General features: G+C 40.1%; 15 protein-coding genes. 13 read left to right on the forward strand and 2 right to left on the reverse strand.

Translation table 11 applies throughout. The annotated features are described in order from the left end of the window. Positions 1-199 precede the first annotated feature (199 nt). The 7 genes from LKM37_08905 (at position 200) to argH (ending at position 7514) form a co-directional block, all read left to right on the forward strand. Positions 200-808 (forward strand): GNAT family N-acetyltransferase, encoded by a 609-nt coding sequence (locus LKM37_08905; GenBank protein MCI1721101.1) that lies wholly within the window; start codon positions 200-202, stop codon positions 806-808. Positions 809-846: 38 nt separating this feature from the next. Beyond that, positions 847-2034, forward strand: coding sequence for an argininosuccinate synthase (argG, locus tag LKM37_08910; protein ID MCI1721102.1), 1188 nt, complete (start codon positions 847-849; stop codon positions 2032-2034). A 1-nt stretch (position 2035) separates the two neighbouring features. Continuing rightward, positions 2036-3094, forward strand: a complete 1059-nt coding sequence (gene argC, locus LKM37_08915; protein ID MCI1721103.1) for an N-acetyl-gamma-glutamyl-phosphate reductase — start codon at positions 2036-2038, stop codon at positions 3092-3094. Positions 3095-3156: 62 nt separating this feature from the next. Beyond that, a complete protein-coding gene (locus tag LKM37_08920; protein MCI1721104.1) occupies positions 3157-4131 on the forward strand; it encodes an acetylornithine carbamoyltransferase in 975 nt (324 codons plus the stop codon). Positions 4132-4224: 93 nt separating this feature from the next. Then, a complete protein-coding gene (gene argB / locus LKM37_08925; protein MCI1721105.1) occupies positions 4225-5016 on the forward strand; it encodes an acetylglutamate kinase in 792 nt (263 codons plus the stop codon). Continuing rightward, entirely contained in the window at positions 5009-6148 is a 1140-nt protein-coding gene (locus LKM37_08930; protein MCI1721106.1) for a M20/M25/M40 family metallo-hydrolase, read from the forward strand. Before argB ends, LKM37_08930 begins: the two co-directional genes overlap by 8 nt. 46 nt (positions 6149-6194) lie before the next feature. Further along, positions 6195-7514: an argininosuccinate lyase gene (gene argH / locus LKM37_08935; protein ID MCI1721107.1), complete on the forward strand. Its 1320-nt coding sequence runs from the start codon at positions 6195-6197 to the stop codon at positions 7512-7514. A gap of 53 nt (positions 7515-7567) precedes the next feature. Here the strand turns inward: argH and LKM37_08940 are convergent, their stop codons facing one another. Both LKM37_08940 and LKM37_08945 read right to left on the reverse strand, forming a co-directional pair. Next, positions 7568-9133 (reverse strand): Rne/Rng family ribonuclease, encoded by a 1566-nt coding sequence (locus tag LKM37_08940; GenBank protein MCI1721108.1) that lies wholly within the window; start codon positions 9131-9133, stop codon positions 7568-7570. A gap of 168 nt (positions 9134-9301) precedes the next feature. After that, on the reverse strand, positions 9302-9586 hold the full coding sequence (locus LKM37_08945; GenBank protein MCI1721109.1) for an integration host factor subunit beta: 285 nt from the start codon (positions 9584-9586) through the stop codon (positions 9302-9304). A 158-nt stretch (positions 9587-9744) separates the two neighbouring features. Between LKM37_08945 and LKM37_08950 the strand changes: the two genes are divergently transcribed. The 6 genes from LKM37_08950 (at position 9745) to LKM37_08975 (ending at position 20379) form a co-directional block, all read left to right on the forward strand. Beyond that, positions 9745-11235 (forward strand): BamA/TamA family outer membrane protein, encoded by a 1491-nt coding sequence (locus LKM37_08950; protein MCI1721110.1) that lies wholly within the window; start codon positions 9745-9747, stop codon positions 11233-11235. A gap of 198 nt (positions 11236-11433) precedes the next feature. Further along, a complete protein-coding gene (gene lon, locus LKM37_08955; GenBank protein MCI1721111.1) occupies positions 11434-13839 on the forward strand; it encodes an endopeptidase La in 2406 nt (801 codons plus the stop codon). A 66-nt stretch (positions 13840-13905) separates the two neighbouring features. Beyond that, the gene (gene ung, locus LKM37_08960) at positions 13906-14577 is read left to right on the forward strand and encodes a uracil-DNA glycosylase (GenBank protein ID MCI1721112.1); all 672 of its coding nucleotides are present in this window, start codon (positions 13906-13908) and stop codon (positions 14575-14577) included. A gap of 80 nt (positions 14578-14657) precedes the next feature. Next, a complete protein-coding gene (gene coaD / locus LKM37_08965) occupies positions 14658-15173 on the forward strand; it encodes a pantetheine-phosphate adenylyltransferase (GenBank protein ID MCI1721113.1) in 516 nt (171 codons plus the stop codon). 53 nt (positions 15174-15226) lie between these two features. Then, positions 15227-17506: a TlpA family protein disulfide reductase gene (locus LKM37_08970; protein MCI1721114.1), complete on the forward strand. Its 2280-nt coding sequence runs from the start codon at positions 15227-15229 to the stop codon at positions 17504-17506. Between the two features lie 11 nt (positions 17507-17517). After that, complete coding sequence (locus LKM37_08975; GenBank protein MCI1721115.1) at positions 17518-20379, forward strand: FAD-binding oxidoreductase; 2862 nt, start codon at positions 17518-17520, stop codon at positions 20377-20379. Positions 20380-20394: the final 15 nt, after the last annotated feature.

Here is a 20394-nt window from a genome sequence, read left to right on the forward strand (position 1 = left end):
TTACAATCTAACACTCCGGTCAGACGCGTCCGATCCTGAATGCCCTCGCAGCCGCTTTAAAGTAGCGGGGCGCAGACTGGCATTTTTCTATTCCTGATTATTTAATTTCAGGGTTATCACTTTAATAATCAAACAATTAAAAGTTCCATTGAGGGGAACTATTGTATCATAACTTATAGTTTGTAATTAAACTCAAAAAATGAAAATTAACATCTATGTTGCTAATGAGAGCCATCAGAAGTATGCAGAGGAAATTGTAAATCTGATGTTCATCTCCGCACAAGAACGCGGAACCGGAATAGCAAAAAGGTCTCCCGAATATGTAAAAGAGAAAATGAGAGACGGCAAGGCAGTTATTGCACTTACAGAAGACGGAACCTTTGCAGGTTTCTCATATATAGAGACTTGGAGCCATACAAAGTTTGTGGCGAATTCCGGTCTTATAGTAGCTCATCAGTTTAGAAAGACCGGTCTTGCAAAAAAAATCAAGAGTAAGATTTTTGAACTTTCAAGGACGATGTACCCATTTGCAAAAATCTTCAGCATCACAACCGGACTTGCTGTTATGAAGATAAACACCGAGATGGGATACCACCCGGTTCCGTTCTCTGAACTTACAGATGATAAGGAGTTTTGGATGGGCTGCCAGGGGTGCAGAAATTTTGATATTCTGCAACGCAACAACTTTAAAATGTGCTTATGCACAGCGCTCCTGTATGATCCTGTAAAACAGGAGAAAAAAGATGCCGCGCCTGCAGGATTTATGTCCAAGGTTGCACAAAAATTCAGAATAAGCAGCAATAAATAACTAGAAATAATTTAACAATAAATAATATCTGAAAAAAAATGAGCAAAAAAGTAGTTTTAGCATTTAGCGGAGGTTTGGATACTTCCTTCTGCGTTCCCTATTTAAAAGAGCAAGGATATGAAGTTCACACAGTAATGGTTAATACCGGAGGCTTTGACAGCAAGGAAGTTGCGAAGATTGAAAAGAGAGCAAAAGATTTAGGGGCGGCAAGCCATACAACCGTTGATGCTGTTGACACATACTACAAGAAGGGTATTAAGTATCTGATTTTTGGTAATGTACTTAAAAATGACACTTATCCTTTAAGTGTTAGTTCTGAGAGAATCTTTCAGGCTCTTGAAGTTCTTAAATTGGTAAAAAAGCTTAAAGCTGAATATGTAGCGCACGGCAGCACAGGTGCCGGCAATGACCAGGTAAGATTTGACGTCGTTTTTAATGTTCTTGCCCCTAACGTAAAAATCATCGCCCCTATCAGAGAGCATTCTTTCCAAAGGAAATATGAAATTGACTATCTTGTTAAGCATGGATTTGATTTTTCATGGTCAAAGAGCAAATACTCTATTAATCAGGGTATTTGGGGAAGCAGCATAGGAGGAGTGGAGACACTTTCTTCTGATGGCTATCTGCCTGAGGAGGCCTATCTTCATCATGTCACAAAGCAAGGTACGGAGAAACTTTCTATTGAATTTCTAAAAGGAGAAATTGTAGGAGTTAACGGGAAAAAGATGAACCCTGTTAGTGCGATAAGGGAAGTTGCAAAACGCGCAAATGCCTATGGCATAGGACGTGACATTCATATCGGCGACACTATTATTGGAATAAAAGGAAGAGTCGGATTTGAAGCCGCAGCACCGCTTGTCATTATAAAAGCACATCATCTTTTGGAAAAACATGTACTTGTAAAAGGTCAGCTGAATTGGAAAGACCATATCTCAATTTATTATGGACAGCTTATGCATGAGGCTCAGTATCTGGATCCTACGGCAAGAGACATGGAAGCTTTTCTAGAGAGCGCTCAAAGGAATGTTACAGGTACTGTTGAGGTTTTGCTAAGACCATATTGCTTCTTTGTGCTTGGATGCAAGAGCAAATATGATTTGATGAATTCTCATTTTGGCGCATACGGGGAACTTAATAAATCCTATACAGGCCAGGATGTTATCGGCTTTACAAAAGTCATGTCCAACCCGCTGAAGATTTATTACAGCCTACATAATGAAAAATAAAATGATAAGGGCTGCAATAGCCGGAGGAACAGGATACACCGCAGGAGAAACAATGAGAATATTGTTGTATCATCCTGATGTAAAGGTTGTTTCCGTCTTAAGCACGACAAGCGTCGGCGAGACCGTGACCTCCGTTCACAGAGACCTGCTTGGAGAAACAGATATAAAATTCACGGACCAATTAAATGATCCGGATGTGCTTTTTCTCTGCCTGGGTCATGGACTGTCAAGAGAATTCATTGATACTCATAATATTCCCGATAGTTGTAAAATCATTGATTTAGGCAATGATTTTAGAATTGACCCATCTTATAAGGGGAGAGATTTTATCTACGGATTAACAGACCAAAACAGGAATTTGATAAAAAAAGCAAATAATATTGCAAACCCCGGCTGTTTTGCAACTGCAATCCAGAATGCAATTGTGCCACTTGCTAAGGCGGGACTTTTGTGCGGAGAGGTGCACGCTACTGGCATAACCGGCTCTACGGGAGCAGGCAAAAAGCCCTCATCTACAAGTCATTTCAGCTGGAGAGACAATAATATTTCCATTTACAAATTATTTACTCATCAGCATCTTGGAGAGATAAAAAGTAATCTTGAAAGAATATTTGAAGAGAATGCTCATCAGAAAAAAATAGATGGAACTAAACAAAATTCTGAAGGCGCCGTACCTCAAATTAATTTTGTCCCGATGCGCGGAGATTTTACCCGCGGAATTTTTGCAAGCATATATACCAGGTGGAACGGAGCTGATGGCAAAGGAATGCCGGCAGATATTCCTGCAGAGCAAGCACTTGCAGAGGCCGTAAAAATTTACAAAGAGTTTTACAAAGAGTCGCCGTTCACATTTATAAGTGAAGAAGATATTTCACTTAAAGATGTTGTCAACACCAATAAAGCATTATTACACATTGAACTTCACAATGGATATATCCACATTGCATCGGTCATAGATAATCTTGTGAAAGGTGCTGCCGGACAAGCTGTTGAGAACATGAATCTGATGTTTGGGCTGCCTGAAACCGAAGGTTTGAAATTTAAGCCGAGCGCATTTTAGATTCATAAAAAAAGTATTGTGAAATTTGCGGAATAATTTTAACACAACTAAAACTAAAAGAGATGGCAAAAAATAAAATTGAAAAAATAGTTACAGTAAGTGATGTTGGTAATTTGAATAAGGCATTGAAAAAGGCCAAGAAAATGAAAAATCATCCATTTGATTATAAGATATTTGGAGAGGACAAGACTATACTTCTGGTGTTTTTTAATTCAAGTTTAAGGACTAGATTGAGCACGCAGAGGGCTGCGCTTAATCTTGGAATGAATGTTATGGTTTTGGATATTAATCAAGGGGCATGGAAGCTGGAGACGGAAAGAGGCGTTGTAATGGACGGAGATAAGAGCGAGCACATTTTGGAGGCAATTCCTGTAATGGGCTCATATTGTGATATTATCGGAGTCCGCTCTTTTGCAGGTTTGCAAAAAAGAGAGGATGACTATTCGGAGAAGATTCTTAATCAGTTTATTAAATACAGCGGACGTCCGGTGATTAGCATGGAATCTGCAACCCGCCACCCGATGCAGGCCTTTGCTGACTTGATAACAATCAATGAGTACAAAAAAACAGAACATCCTAAAATTGTAATGAGCTGGGCTCCCCATCCAAAGGCCCTGCCGCAGGCTGTTCCTAATTCTTTTGCAGAGTGGATTTTGGCCGCAGGTTATGAGCTTGTAATTACACAACCACGTGGTTATGAGCTAGATCCTGCAATAACAAAAGGTGCTAAAATAGAATACGACCAAGAGAAGGCTTTTAAAGGAGCTGATTTCATTTACGGTAAAAATTGGTCTGCATACGAAGAGCCAAATTATGGAAAAGTAATTTGCACGGACAGAGATTGGACTATAGATTCCCGGAAGATGGCTCTGACCAACAACGCGTATTTCATGCACTGTCTTCCGGTAAGAAGGAACATGATTGTGACAGATGACGTTATTGAAGGCAAAAACTCTCTTGTAATTCCGGAGGCGGCAAACAGAGTTGTATCTGCACAAACGGTTATAGAGCAAATACTTGAACAGTTAGATTATTAAAAAAACGGGCATTTTGCTTAATATATTACTATATCAATAGCTTAAGGAATTCTTAAAAAAAACACAAGCAGGTTAAAAGCTGTCGGGAGAAAAATGGAAAGTCTGAAAGTAATAAAGATTGGCGGCAACGTAATAGATAAGCAGGAAGCGCTGGAGAAATTTCTGGATAATTTTTGCTGCGTTGCCGGACCTAAAATTTTGGTTCACGGAGGAGGCGCTGTTGCAACTGAACTGGCAAAGAAGCTTGGCATAGAAGTTAAAATGATAGAGGGCAGAAGGGTCACCGGCAGTTCTATGCTCAAGCTGGTAACAATGGTCTATGCTGGCTTGATTAACAAGCAGTTAGTTGCATCTCTGCAAAAACGGGGATGTGATGCTATTGGCCTTTCCGGAGCAGATGGAAACGCAGTTCCTGCGTATAAGCGCAAAGACGATAAAATTGACTGGGGCTTTGTTGGAGATGTTGAATCTTCTGACATAAATACCAGACTAATAGACACTTTCATCGGGAGCAATATGGTCCCTGTATTTTGTGCAATTACTCACGATTGCGGTGGTTCTCTTCTCAATACTAATGCGGATACAATGGCAAGAGAAATTGCAGCCGCAATGTCATCAATCTATAATGTTGAACTTATATATTGTTTTGACAAACAAGGAGTTCTAAGCAATCCCAATGATGATGAAAGTGTTATTCCGCTAATAACAAAAGAGAGTTTTTCCAAGATGAAAGAGAGCGGACAAGTTTCCGGAGGCATGATTCCAAAACTAGATAATGCATTTAAAGCTCTGGAAAATGGCGTAAGGAGAGTTGTCATAAAACACGCGGATAATTTGCTTGAGGGAAAGAAAACAGATATAATCCTTAAGAATTTTGATGAATAACACACTAAATAGCACGCCGAATAACACATTGGAAATAAATGAATTATCAGACAAAGCCATTTGCCTGCTAAAGGAAATTATCAAGATTCCGGCATGCTCCTTTGATGAGAAGCAAAAGAGCGATTACCTGTTTAAGTACATATCAGAAGAGGCGAAAGCGATTAACAAAAATGCAAATGCAGTTACCGTAAAACGTATTGGCAAAAACATAATCGCATACAGAAATGATTTCTCCAAAGAGAAGAAGACGCTTATGTTATCGGCTCATATTGATACAGTTAAAGCGGCTGACAGCTATACTGTTGATCCTTACGGCGCAACAGAAAAAGGAGATAAAATAATAGGACTTGGGAGCAATGATGACGGAGCCGGTTTGGTCTCTCTAACGGAGACTTTTTTCTATTTCTGCAACCGCAATTCAAATGTGAATATTCTTCTTGCCCTTTCCACGGAAGAAGAGCGGAGCGGAAAAGGCGGCATGACCGCTATTATCAAGGAGTTACGTAAATCTGCAAATAAAAATATTAAACCCAATTTTGCAATTGTCGGTGAACCTACCCAAATGAATCCGGCAATAGCTGAAAGAGGCCTCCTGGTTCTTGACGGAAAGGCAACAGGCAAGAGCGGACATGCTGCAAGAAATGAAGGCATTAACGCTCTGTACATTGCTGCTGATGATATTCAAACTTTGCGCAACTACAAATTTAAGAGACATTCCGCGCTGATGGGAGATGTAAAATTAACTGTGACTCAGATAAATGCAGGAACGGCTCATAATGTAGTTCCCGACAGTTGCTCATTTGTAATTGATATCCGCCCTACTGAAAAATATGGGAATGAGGAGATATGGAAAATGTTGCAAAAAAGGGTGAAAAGCAAGCTGACTCCGCGCAGCCTGGAACACAAAGTATCATCAACTCCTGCAAATCACATATTACTTAAATGCATTAAGAAACAGGGACTTAAGCCATTTGTTTCCCCTACTTCATCAGATTGGACCAGAATGGATATTCCGGCAATTAAAATGGGCCCGGGAGATTCTGCAAGAAGTCACAGGGCAGATGAATTTATTTACAAGAGAGAGATAAAAGAAGGGGTAAAAAAATATATAGAATTTATTAGAGCATTGTAAAAAGCGTTTAATAAAATTATTTAGGATTTTTCAAATTTGATATATCATGGCAACACTCTGGAACAAAGGGATTAGCGCAACAAAAGCTGTAGAAGATTTTACCACAGGAAAAGATAGAGAACTGGACTTGCGCCTTGCAAAATTTGATGTGATTGGTTCAAAGGCCCACATAAAAATGTTGCAAAAAATAGGATTGCTAAAGGCAGAAGAAGAGAAAAAACTTCAAGGAGGGCTAGATGAAATTTTAAAAGAAATATCCTCCGGAAAGTTCAAACTTGCCCCAGATGTTGAGGACATACACTCACAAGTGGAACTGCTTCTTACCAAGAGACTTGGAACTATCGGGAAAAAAATACATTCCGGACGTTCACGCAATGACCAGGTGCTTGTTGACCTTAAACTTTTCTTTAAGGATGAGTGTGAAATTGTCAGGGATGAAGTGCTGGAACTTTTTAACACTTTGCAAAATCTTAGTGAAAAATATAAAAACGTTATACTCCCCGGATACACTCATTTTCAGATTGCTATGCCATCGTCATTCGGTCTTTGGTTTGGAGCATACGCAGAAACACTTGCAGATGACATGATTATGCTTAAGGCAGCATACTCAATAGCTAATCAGAATCCTCTAGGAAGTGCGGCAGGATATGGAAGTTCATTTCCTCTGGACAGAGAAATGACCACAAAACTTCTTGGCTTTAAAACGCTGAGTTATAATTCTATAGCGGCACAACTAGGAAGAGGTAAAACAGAAAAAGCGGTAGCCTCGGCGATAGGTCAGATTGCAGGGACAATAAATAAACTTGCAGAGGATTGCTGCATCTACATGTGCCCGAATTTTGGATTCATTAAATTTCCCGACGAGCTGACAACAGGCAGCAGCATAATGCCGCACAAAAAAAATCCTGACGTATGGGAGATTTTGCGCGGCAATTGCAACATGATACAAGCTGCTCAAAATGAGATCTCTATGATGACCACAAATCTTCCTCACGGATACCACAGGGACTACCAGCTGCTCAAAGAAGTAATATTTCCGTCACTGGAAAAAATGCATTCATGCCTAAAGATGACAAAATATATGCTTGACAATATCTCTGTAAATGAGGATATTCTGAAGGATAAAAAATATGAAGTAATGTTTACCGTAGAGGAAGTGAACCGCCTTGCCGCCTCCGGAATACCATTCAGAGATGCGTATAAAACTGTCGGGATAAAAGTGAATAAGGGCAATTATAAATTTGACGGCAAAAGAGATAAAGACGGCCGCATCACTGTAAGCTCTCTAAAACACTCGCACTCCGGAAGCATTGGAAATCTGTGCAATAAAGAGATAAAAAAGAAAATGCAGCAAGCTTTGTTTTAGCCGCTGCATTTTAAATTCTACGCTTTTTTCAGATATAAATCTGCAAAAAATCTTTACTCGTCGTAAATCATCTGGCCATTTTCTTTGTACCATTCAGATTGCAAAAGGGTGAAATCATTATCAATCTGCAGCTTTATGTTGCAGGAATATTTTTTGCACCAGTCTTTTACAATGCTATGGAACAGACCCTTACGCTTAGAAAGGTATGCCTCCAGGATTGGGTTAACTTTAAGAATAAAAGATTTGATTTTTCTCTCTTTAACGTAATATGCCAATTGTCTCTCCAGAGCTTCATCAACCAAAATGCTTGGCGCAATTTCTCCGGTTCCGTGACACATAGGACACTTCTCGTTAACGCTAATTTCAGTTGCCGGCCTTACACGCTGTCTTGTAATCTGCATTAGGCCAAACTTGGTCAGAGGCAGGACGTTATGCTTTGCTCTGTCACTCTGCATTAAGTCTTGCATGTGCTTGAACAGCTTCATTTTATTATTATTATCCTCCATATCTATGAAGTCAATAATAACAATGCCGCCCAAATCTCTAAGCCTCATTTGCCTGGCAATCTCATCGGCCGCGTGCATGTTGACCTCAAAAGTATTCTCCTCCTGGTCAATGCCCTTCTTAGCCCTGATACCGCTATTAACATCCACAACATTCAGAGCCTCAGTATGTTCTATAACAAGATATGCACCTTGCTTAATAGGAACAACTTTGCCGAACGCACCTTTGATTTGTCTTGTGACATCAAAAGCGTCCATTATTGGCTCATCTCCGGTATATAGCCTTACAATTTTATCCTGTTGCGGAGCAATTGTATCTACATAAGAGCGGACCTCATTGTAAACAGTCTCATCGTTAACCTCAACGCTTGAGAATGAGTCATTTAAAAGGTCTCTTAAAATTGTGGTGGTCTTGCTGTTCTCTGAAAACAGCAGCTTGGGAGGCTTAGCTCCCGACAGTTTTTTACAGCCGCTTTCCCATTTCTGAACTAGAGCATGAATCTCCGGATCAAGAATTGCCGATGTTTTACCTTCTGCGGCAGTTCTGATGATAACGCCATAATTCTTTGGAAGAATGCTCTTTACCAGACGCTCCAAGCGGTTCTTTTCCTCCTTGGAAGAAATTTTTTGGGATATGCTCACCTTTTGTCCAAAAGGGAACAGCACAATATTTCTCCCGGCAATTGAAATTTCCGCCGTAAGTCTGGAGCCTTTTGTAGAAATGGGCTCTTTAACTATCTGGACAATAACAGATTGCCCCGGCGTTAATACATCTTCTATCTTCCCCTCCTTCTCCAGGATGGGTCCTATTCTAACACTAGAGTAAAGGGATTTCAAATCCCTGTTGGGATTAACCTGTTTAGCAAAGTAATCAAAGGCTTTAAAATTCAACCCAAGATCCAGATAGTGAATAAAAGCATCCTTATTGTCACCTATATCTACAAAGGCGGCATTAAGAGCCGGCATCACCTTTTTAACTCTTCCCAGATAGACATCTCCAACCTGATAAGAAGAGCCGTTATTCTGCTCTTTATTGAGTTCTATTAGCCTATGATCCTCCAGCAGAGCAATGGTTATCTCCGCAGGGCTAACATCTATGATTAAATCCTTCTCCATACCAAAAAAATAATCTAAAGCAGAGCCAATCTGCTTTAGATTAAATTTCTATCTACAGACACATAAGATACCTGCTACTTACGCTTCTTATGTCTGTTCTTACGCAGACGCTTCTTGCGTTTGTGAGTGGCCATCTTATGCCCCTTTCTTTTCTTTCCGCTTGGCATATTACTTTCTTCCGCCTTTAACCTTGCTCATGAAAACTTTAGCAGGCTTGAAAGCAGGAATGTTGTGAGCAGGAATGATTAATGTAGTATTCTTTGAAATGTTTCTAGCAGTTTTCTTTGCGCGTTTCTTAACAACGAAAGAACCGAATCCGCGAAGATAAACTGGTTTTCCTTTTGCTAGGGAATCTTTAACGCTTCCCATAAATTCTTGAATTACACGTTGAACGGCAACCTTCTCCATTCCGGTTTCCTTTGCAACTTCATTAATGATATCAGCTTTTGTCATAATTGATAAAAATTAATTGATTAGTTAAAATTTTTGTGGCACAAAAGTAGAGTAATTTTCTTGATTAACAAAACAATAAGCCAAAATTTTTTTCTTTTTTTTAACAATTTGTGAACATTCCATATTTATGGCTACCTTTGATTGTGAGAATTTTACGGGTGAAGAAGATTATTTTTTTGATGCTGTTTCTAGCCTTTTCCGCCGCAATTGCAGCTCAAAACATCTACATATCAGATATTTACATAAGCGGCAACAAGCTAACCAGAGACAAGATAATCCTAAGGGAATTACCTTTTAAGAGGGGTATGACGCTTAGCCAGCAGGAACTGGAGGACCAGATAGAAAAGGCAAAGCAAAACCTGCTCAACATCTCTCTATTTAACTATGTTACTATAACATACCAGCCAGCAGGGAGTAATTTTATTACTAATCCCGACAGTACTTCCACCTTAAAGAACCTTCCAAAAGAGACATCTTCTCTGCAAACTAAGGATTCCGTTAGTGTTTCAGCCGCACCATCCGATGGCGCAACATCCTATACTATAATGATTTCCGTAGAAGAGAGATGGTATCTGTGGCCGCTTTTTGACGTAAAATTGGAGGATAGAAATTTGAGTTCATGGGTCAAAAAAATGGACACAAAAAGGATAACTTATGACTTTGGAGCCAAAATGGACAATCTTTGGGGCCTTGGGCACAAAGTCACCGTACAAGGCTCAATTGGATATGAAAAAGGAATCTCCGCATATTACAGTAATCTAGCGCTTAACAAAAGCAGGACGTCTTATTTGAATTTTTACGGATATGCCCTGTTTTATAAAAACATTGATTATAAAACCGAGGGGGATAAGCAGCAAAGGCTTAAGAGCGACCATCTTATGCAAAAATCAGAAGGTTTGAAGGCAACCTATATATACCGCCCGGGAATTAGGACAAGACACTCTTTATCACTTGAATACGGATTTTCATATATTAGAGATTCCGTCTTAATTGCAAATCCTCAATACTGGGGAGTCGACAGCAGGTATAACAGAAAATTTATACTAACATATTCTTATAGCCTGGACCAGAGAAACTATATTTTCTATCCTACAACTGGTTATTACATAGGGACTTCCGCAACACTTACAGAGAGCAATAATTTTGATTTTGTTCATTGGAATGTGAGTGCGGATTTGCAGTACTACAAACAAATATCTGACAGGTGGTTCTGGGGGTCCACGCTAAAGCTCTCCACCTCAATGATGAGCAATGCATCATATATTAATGACCAGGCAATAGGATATGAAAACGTAAGCCTGACCGGATATGACCTCTATGTTATTGACGGCCAGCACTATTTCACACACAATAATACAATCAGATATTGCATTTTGCCAACAAAAATTGTCCAGCTGCATATTCTCAAAGGATGGAAAAAGATAAACAAGCCGCACTTCACAATATATGGAACGGTTAAGTTTGACACAGGATATGTTTGGCAAGACCACCACAGGGAGAATAACTCATTATCAAATACATTTCTTTTTGGTACGGGAGTGGGGATTGATATACTGACTTACTACGATATCGTTGTTAATGTTGGGTACGCAATCAACCGCAAAGGGACAGGCGGATTCACTTTTGGGTTTAAAGCCCCTATCTATTAACCCGGATTAACAGGAAAATTAGTCATACAATTCTGCCGCGCATTTTATGGCACAGAGATTGACTTTCTACTATACAATAGTCGGAAATATAGAGCTTTACGCACAAGGAGGCAAACAAAGAAGGTATTTTCTGACAAATTGACATTAAGCGCATTTGCGCAGAATATTTTTAGGTAAGTAAAAAATAAGGAGATAAAAATGAAATTTTCTGAATCACTACTCAATCAATTGGAGAGCGGAGACATTAATATACTTCCCGTTATGAACATAGACGGGAGTTCCAAACTTGATAAGCTGGAACTTCCTAATACGTTGCCTATCTTGGCATTGAGAGATGCAGTGCTTTTTCCCGGAACAGTATTGCCAATTACCGTTGGAAGAGATAAATCCATGAAACTCGTCCGCGCATTATACAAGACGACAAAAATTATCGGGACAGTTACGCAGATTGATGTTAAGAAAGAAGACCCAACCCAAATAGATTTGTATGAGATTGGCACTTCTGCTAAAATATTGAAAATCATAGAGATGCCTGACGGAGCAGTTACTGCGGTACTCCAAGGTATAAGAAGATTCAAGCTGAACCAGATAATTGCAACTGACCCGTACTTGCTGGGAACTGTCGAGAACTTAATAGATACTGTTCCTGATAAATCCGATAAGGATGCGGAGGCTTTGTCAGACTCTATAAAAGAGTCCGCGCTGTATATTTTGAAGATGAGCCCGCAACTGCCTCAGGAAGCGGAGTTTGCAATCAAAAATATTGAATCATTTGAATTTCTGGTTAATTTTATTTCAGTCAGCCTGGAGGATCAGACGGTTATTGACAAGATGGGAATGCTGGCGGAAGGCGATGTTAAGCAGAGAGCTTATAAACTTCTGGCGCTGCTAAACAAACAAATAGAAATTCTTAAGATTAAGAACGATATTCAGCAAAAGGTCAAGACTGAAATTGACCAGCAGCAGAGAGAGTATTACCTTAATAATCAGCTGAAAACAATCCAGGAAGAACTTGGAATGGATAACAACAACAAGGACCTTTCCGAGCTGAAGAAAAAGGCTGCGGAGAAGAAGTGGCCTGATTATGCAAAGAAGGAATTTGATAAGAGTGCGGCAAGGCTGGAGAAGGTAAATCCCAGTTCCCCCGATTATAATGTTGAATTAAATTATCTGGAATTTTTGGTTAATCTTCCGTGGAATGAAACAACTACGGATAATTTGGATTTGAAGCATGCCCAAAAAGTTCTGGATGATGACCACTACGGATTGGAGAAAGTTAAAGAGAGAATCTTGGAATTCCTTGCAGTTCTTAAGCTTAGAGGAAATATGAAGTCCCCTATTATTTGTCTTTACGGCCCTCCGGGGACAGGCAAAACTTCTTTGGGAAAATCTGTCGCAAAAGCGCTTGGCAGAAAATATCAGAGGATTTCTTTGGGAGGTCTGCATGATGAATCTGAAATAAGAGGTCACCGCAAAACTTATATTGGCGCAATGCCGGGAAGAATAATGCAGGCAATTAACAGGTCCGGTTCTTCCAATCCCGTAATTGTGCTGGATGAGATTGACAAGGTAAGCAGCGATTATCACGGAGACCCTGCTTCCGCTCTGCTGGAAGTTCTTGACCCGGAGCAGAATGCAACATTCCATGATAACTATCTTGATATTGATTATGACCTGTCCAGAGTACTTTTTATCACGACAGCAAATAATATCAGCACCATCCATTCTGCGTTAAAAGATAGAATGGAAATGATACAGCTTTCAGGTTATCTTGCGGAGGAAAAATACCATATCGCAAAGGATTATCTGATTCCTAAACAAATTGAGGCTCACGGACTTAAAGAAGAACAGCTTAAATTTGGAGATGGCGCTATTGAGGAGATTATTGATGAATATACAAGGGAAAGCGGTGTAAGGCAGCTGGATAAGCAGATAGCAAAAGTTGCAAGGCACAATGCAATGAAAATTGCTATGGATGAGAAGCCTACGGATCCGATTGAAGTTAAGGATGTGAAAGAAATTCTTGGACTTCCTACAAATATGCATGATTTGCAAAAGGGAAATGAGGCGCCCGGAGTTGTTACCGGACTTGCCTGGACGGAAATGGGAGGAGAAATTCTTTTTGTTGAGTGCAGCAAAAGCGAAGGCAAGGGAAATCTCACAACCACAGGCAATTTGGGAGATGTAATGAAGGAGTCCGCCACTATTGCATATCAATATTTGAAGGCACATCCTCAACTGCTTGGAATGAAAATAGCAGACATTAAAAAGAAAGATTTGCACGTTCATGTTCCGGAAGGAGCGATTCCAAAAGACGGACCTTCTGCCGGTATCACGATGGTTAGCGCAATGGCTTCCGCTCTTATGGGCAAGAAGATAAAAAGCGGCATCGCAATGACAGGTGAGATGACACTTAGGGGAAGAGTTTTGCCGGTGGGAGGAATCAAAGAAAAAATCCTTGCAGCAAAGCGGGCCGGCATTGACACTATCGTATTAAGTGCTGAAAATGAAAGAGATATAAAGGAGATAAATGCTGTTTACGTAAAGGGGCTTAAGTTCCATTATGTTAAAACAATGGATGAAGTTCTGAAATTTATTTTCTGATATAGAGTCAATTTTTTCAGATAGTTCTGCAATTAATGTATTTTTGCAGAACTAATCTTAGATGAAATGGACGTAAAAATTCAACAGGAGTGGAAAGATGTTCTTGAGGAGGAATTTAGCAAGGACTATTTCAAAAATCTGGTTGAATTTCTGCATAAAGAAAAAGAGAGCGGGAAGGTAATTTATCCCCCCGGCTCTCTTATTTTTAATGCCTTTAATCTTACCCCTTTCAGCCAGGTCAAAGTTGTAATTCTGGGACAGGACCCGTATCACAATCCCGGCCAGGCTCATGGCTTGAGCTTCTCTGTGCCTGAGGGAGTTATGGCACCTCCATCTTTAAAAAACATTTACAAAGAGATAGAAAATGATGTTGGAATTTCATTGCAAGGAAAGAACGGAAATTTGGAGGGATGGGCAAAACAGGGAGTCTTCTTGCTAAATGCAATTTTGACCGTACGCGCAGGAGTTGCCGCAAGCCACAGCAGAATTGGATGGGAAAAATTTACAGATGCAGTGATTCAAACTCTATCTGATAGAAAAACCGGATTGGTATTCATGTTGTGGGGAAACTTTGCCCGCAGCAAGAAAGCGCTGATAGACAGCACTAAGCACACAGTGCTTGAAGCTGCTCATCCGTCACCTTTGGCAGGCGGAGCATTCTTTGGATGCCGCCATTTTTCAAAGTGTAATAACGTCCTTGTTTCAGAGGGTCTCTCCCCTATTGACTGGAGCAAATAATTTTTTTACAAATGAAACAAAAGCGCCCGTTTGCACTTGGTTTGGCATTTGCCTAACTTTGTGAAAAATTTACATTCTTTATGAAGGAGCGCAAAGCAATTTTTCCCGGTTCTTTTGACCCGTTTACTCTGGGACACATGGATGTCTTGGATTCAGCATTAAAACTATTTGACCATGTGACGGTTGCTGTGGGGTACAATAGCACTAAAGAAGCTGCAGGTTTTTTCCCTGTTGCCACAAGAGTTAAAATCATAGAAGATGCCATAAAATGTTATGGTGACAGAGTTAGTCTGTGTACTTACAAAGAGCTGACTATCAATCTATGTACAAGATTGGACGTACATTATATTGTCAGGGGTTTGCGTACCACTACCGACTTTGAATTTGAGGGAGTTGTAGCACAGGCCAACAGAGTTTTGGATCCTAAGGTCACGACAGTTTATATTCCCGCAAGCCATGAGTACTCTTTCATATCTTCCACAGTTGTAAGAGATATTCTAATACACCACGGAGACGCCTCCAAATTTCTGCCAAAAGGTGTGGATATAGATAAGTATCTTAAAGAGAGACACAAGATTAAACATCCCAAAAAATAACTGACCTGCAAAGACAAAAAAGCAGGGCTTAATTTTTGGAGCATAGCTGATATATGCGTAAAAATATTTTAACAGCAGCAATTTTATTGCTGGCCGCAGTCCTGCTGGCAAAAGAGCCATCTGAAGCCCAGACAAAATCTTTGGCTTCCGCCAAATCCAAGGCGGAAAACACTGCCAACGCAACATTCAAACCTTCAGGAAGATACAAGATTATCACGATTCTACCTGACACACTTCTTTCGGGTAAAGTTAACAGCGGAGATAAGTTCTATTTGTACAAACAAACATGGGGAGATAATACGTCCGTTGTAGTTGATTCCGCTGTTGTTTCCAAGAGAAATTCTATAACTTTTATTGGCGGAATTTATCAGCTGCCGGGAGGCAAAAAAAATTCTTTTACACAAGGTTGCTACAATATAATCAGAGCCGGAGGCAATAAAATTTTCTCTTTCTTTTACTCCACGGGGAATGACATGAAATTCACCGAGACTTATAAGGTTGAGAGGAGGAAAAACGCTTGGCTGCAATATGTTACAGAGGTCAAGGGAGGTCCGGAAAATGACATTTATTTTAAACTGCAGAACTACTCCAATCTAATGTTTATGTTCTCCGCAAATTATTCCGCAATAGCAAATGCGGCAGATAATGAGTTTAAAAAAATTGGTGCAGATTCCATGATGCACGTAATTCCAAATCTAAAGTTTAGAGCAAAAAAATATTGTCCAAATTCTCTCGTAAATATTCTGCTGGAATATGGTATTGGCAAACTGCCGGATAATTTTGACGGGACAGGTCCGCTGCCGTTTGCGGATGACAGGATGATATATGCAAATTACGGAGAGAAAATCTTAAAGAATTATCTCCACGGAGTGCAGTACAATCCGCAGGATACAATTTGCGCAAGGATAGATAAACTACTGAATAACAGATTTCTTACATCAGATCCGCTCAAAAGCAGCATTGCCCTTTCATGTTTTGATTTCTTTAAAAATGCAGATGTCATGGGGGCGGAGTCCGGAGCAATTTATGTGGCCAATAATTATATTCTCAACAAAAAAGTTGAAGTTCCCGACAGCTTATTTTATGAGATACAATACTATACCAAGCTGAATGAGAATACGTTGCTGGGTATGAAGGCGCCTGCTCTGGAGCTCAAGGATACTTCCGGAATTGTAAAAAGCATTAGAAACACTGTCGGCGAATACACTATAATCTACTTCTACTCAGATGATTGTGCGTACTGCAAACTTGAGACTCCAAAGTTGGTTAACTTTATAAATCTGTATACAGATACGCCGTTAAATATTTATGCCGTCTATACAGGGACAAATGCAGAGGCATGGAAAAAATACCTTCCTAAATTTTCCTCATATAATCCATTTGTCACATGGACACATGTTGCAGATTTGGCAAGAGAAGGCAATTTTCCGCTTGTTTACGGGGTTATCTCTACACCTACGATGTATTTGCTCAACAGAGAGGGAAGATTCATCGGAAGGGATGTTAAAACAGATAACATAAAAGAGATTCTGTCGGGAGAAAAAAAGAAAAGAGATGAATACGACGCATTCTTTGAAAAGCTGATAAAACAGATGCAGCCGGCAGATAGCAAAAACGTTAAAGATATGATAGATGAGCTGTATAAACAGCTTACAGGAGAGAGAGATACAACGGCAGACGGTATTGGAGCCCCCGCCGCAAAAATGAACGATAAGCGCAAAGAATTGTACTGTGAGATGTTTAGAGAACTTTATGTAGACTTCAAAGATTCAGACAGTTACGCCCTGCAGGAGGGTGCTGTTTACGCGGGAGAAAAATACATTTGCGGGAAAAAATATTTGTGGGAGGATACATGTTTTGTAGAATCAGTGGAAAGAGCTATCAAGTCATTTAATAAAAATAGACTTGGAGAAAAGGCGGCAGATGTAAAGCTGAGAGATATTTCAGGGTCCCCCATAAGCCTTTACGATGTTAAAAAAGATTACAAAGTTCTCTACTTTTTCAATCCAACTTGCGGTATTTGCCAGGAGACTTCTAAGAAAATGAAAGAAATTTATTCAAAATTAAGAGATAACGTAAGGACAAAAAAGAGTAAATTTGGAGTAGAGTTTCTTGGGATATACACTGGAACGGATTACTCTGCATGGGTGAAGTATGTTGCAAAGAGCGGATTTGAGTGGAAAAACTTATGGGACAAAAACGGAGAGGGAGATTTGAGAGATTTGTATGATACTGAAACTGTCCCCGGCATCTATCTTCTGGATAAAGATAACATAGTGATTGCCAAAGATATAACCCCTGACACTCTACAGGAGCTTCTGAACAAACTATAAAAACTAAATAAATGATTAGCGGCAAATATCTGGAATTTTACAACAGAATATCTGAAAAAATTCCTGCCGAGAGGATGTTTCATGACGCCCTCAGCACTCTTGCGTTTGGAACAGACGCATCTTTCTACAGGCTGATTCCAAAACTCGTTATCAGAGCAAACTCAACTTTTGAAATCAGGTTCATTTTGATTGTCGCAAACCAAATGAACATTCCGGTTACTTTCCGCGCCGCCGGCACTTCTTTAAGCGGACAGGCCATTTCAGATTCTGTGCTAGTTCTTGTATCTCATGGTTTTACACATTACAAAGTTTTTGCCAGGGGAGAGAAAATATTGCTTGAGCCTGGAATTAGAGGAGCTGTTGCAAACAGACTTCTTGCCCGCTACGGTAAAAAAATTGGTCCCGACCCTGCATCAATTGATGCCGCAATGATTGGAGGAATTGCGGCAAATAATGCTAGCGGCATGTGCTGCGGCACAAGCCAAAATTCATATAAAACAATTGCTGACATTGACGTCGTTTTAAGCGACGGAACAGAATTGAATACTGCAATTCCGGAGAGCTGCAGTTACTTCAAAAAGACTCATAAACAGCTTATTGAGGGGCTGGAAAATATTGCAAAGGAGATTAATGAGAATGAAGTTTTGAGGGAGAGAATTAAGAGAAAATATAAAATTAAAAACACAACAGGATACAGTTTAAATGCATTTGTAGATTACAAAAATGGAATAGATATTCTTAAGCACATGATAATAGGTTCAGAGGGGACGCTTGCATTTATCTCCACCATCACCTATTTGACCGTACCTGATAATCCCGATAAAGCCCTTGCCTTAATAATTTATCCAAATATTAAAGAGGCTTGCAGTGCAGTACAAGTCCTTAAGGAACAGCCTGTTTCTGCAGTAGAGCTAATCGACCGCGCCGCAATAAAATCTGTTGACCAAGCCCCAGGAATTCCGGAATATCTTAAGACTTTGCCCGATGGAGCATGCGGACTTCTTGTTGAAACAACAGGAGAGTTCAGCAGCAGAGTTGATGAACATATAGAGAAAATAACGGCAAGCATAAAAGATTTCAAGACGCTCCTGCCTATCTCATTCACAAAGGATGCAAAGGAGCAGGCGATATTGTGGAAGGTAAGAAAGGAGACACTCCCGACAGTTGCAGGAATGAGACGCCCCGGAACTACTGCAATTATTGAGGACATCTGCTTCCCTGTCCCTAAGCTTGCAGATGCAGTTATGGACTTAAGGGAGATATTTGACAAGGACGGATATTCAGAAGCTGTTATATTTGGACATGCGCTTGCAGGGAACTTGCATTTCATGTTCAATCAGGCATTTAACACACAGGAAGAGATTGACAAGTATGCAAAATTCATGGATGATATCACAACCATGGTGGTATCAAAATATGACGGTTCTCTAAAGGCGGAACACGGAACCGGAAGAAACATGGCTCCATTTGTTGAGAAGGAATGGGGAGAACAAGCGTATGCTCTTATGAAACGGGTTAAGGATTTATTTGACCCTAAGGGCATTCTTAATCCGGGCGTTATTCTAAATACAGATGCTCAGGCACACATAAAGAATCTTAAGCCTTGTCCGGCAACTTCTGAAACCATTGATAAATGCATGGAATGCGGATTTTGTGAAAGAAGCTGTGTAGCAGAGGGTTACACACTATCGCCGAGACAAAGAGTTGCCGGATACAGAGAGATGCACAGGCTGGAAAAGGATGGAACTCAACCTCATATACTAGCAGAGATGCGCAAAAAATATGAGTCATGGGGAACCGGCTCCTGCGCTACTGACAGCTTATGCGCAATAACTTGTCCGGTGCACGTTGATACGGGAAAACTTACAAAGGAGCTGCGCCATGCGTCTCACTCAGAAAAAGCTGAAAACAAGGCTGTTAGAATAGCCAAGCACATGGGAATCCTTGTATGGTTTACAAGGGCAGGATGGAATTTTGCCTACTTTATGAGAGTCATGATGGGCAAGAAAATGTTTGGCGCCATTGCGTGGTTTGCAAGGGAAATGACAGGCGGACTTATACCTGCGTGGAATAAATATTATCCTGCCGGAGGAGGGAGAATTAGCGGATTAAAATTGCCGGAGTATAAAAATGAGGCGGATAAAGTAGATAGACGCTATGGAATAATTAACCACAAACCTAAAGTTGTCTATTTCCCATCTTGCATTACAAGAACCATGGGCAATTCTAAAGAGTACCGGGATGCCTTAACTCTTACTCAGCTTACTGACAAACTTATAAGAAAGGCCGGCTATGAAGTTGTGTATCCATACAATTTGAAACATTTGTGCTGCGGAATGGCTTTCTCCAGCAAAGGTTATGTAAAAGCGGGAAAATTCTTAAGCGACAATCTTAAGAAAGAACTTGCAATTGCCTCATTTAAAGGCAAATACCCTATTCTATGCGATATGTCTCCATGCCTTTACACCATGAAGGAAAATTTTGGTAAAGAACTTGACATCTATGAGCCTGTAGAGTTTAGCAAAAAGTATCTTATGCCAAGATTGAGAATTAGAAAGTTAAATAAAACCGTTGCGGTATTTGCGGTGTGCACAGCTAAAAAACTTGGAGTTGACCAGATGCTATACGACATAGCAAAAGCCTGTGTCAAAAAAGTAGTGGTTGTGGATGAGAATTGCTGCGGTTTTGCCGGAGATAAAGGATTTTTCTTGCCTGAACTTAATGACAACGGACTTAGAACTTTAAAAGCCCAGGTAGCAGACTGCAAAGAAGGTTATGCCACAAGCAGAACTTGCGAGATTGGCTTATCCAGCCACAGTGACCTGACTTTCAAATCTATACTGTACCTAATTGATGAAGCATCAAAGAACTAAACTATAAAAATTAAA

The sequence above is a fragment of the Bacteroidales bacterium genome (assembly GCA_022647615.1).
Lineage (GTDB): Bacteria > Bacteroidota > Bacteroidia > Bacteroidales > UBA932 > Egerieousia.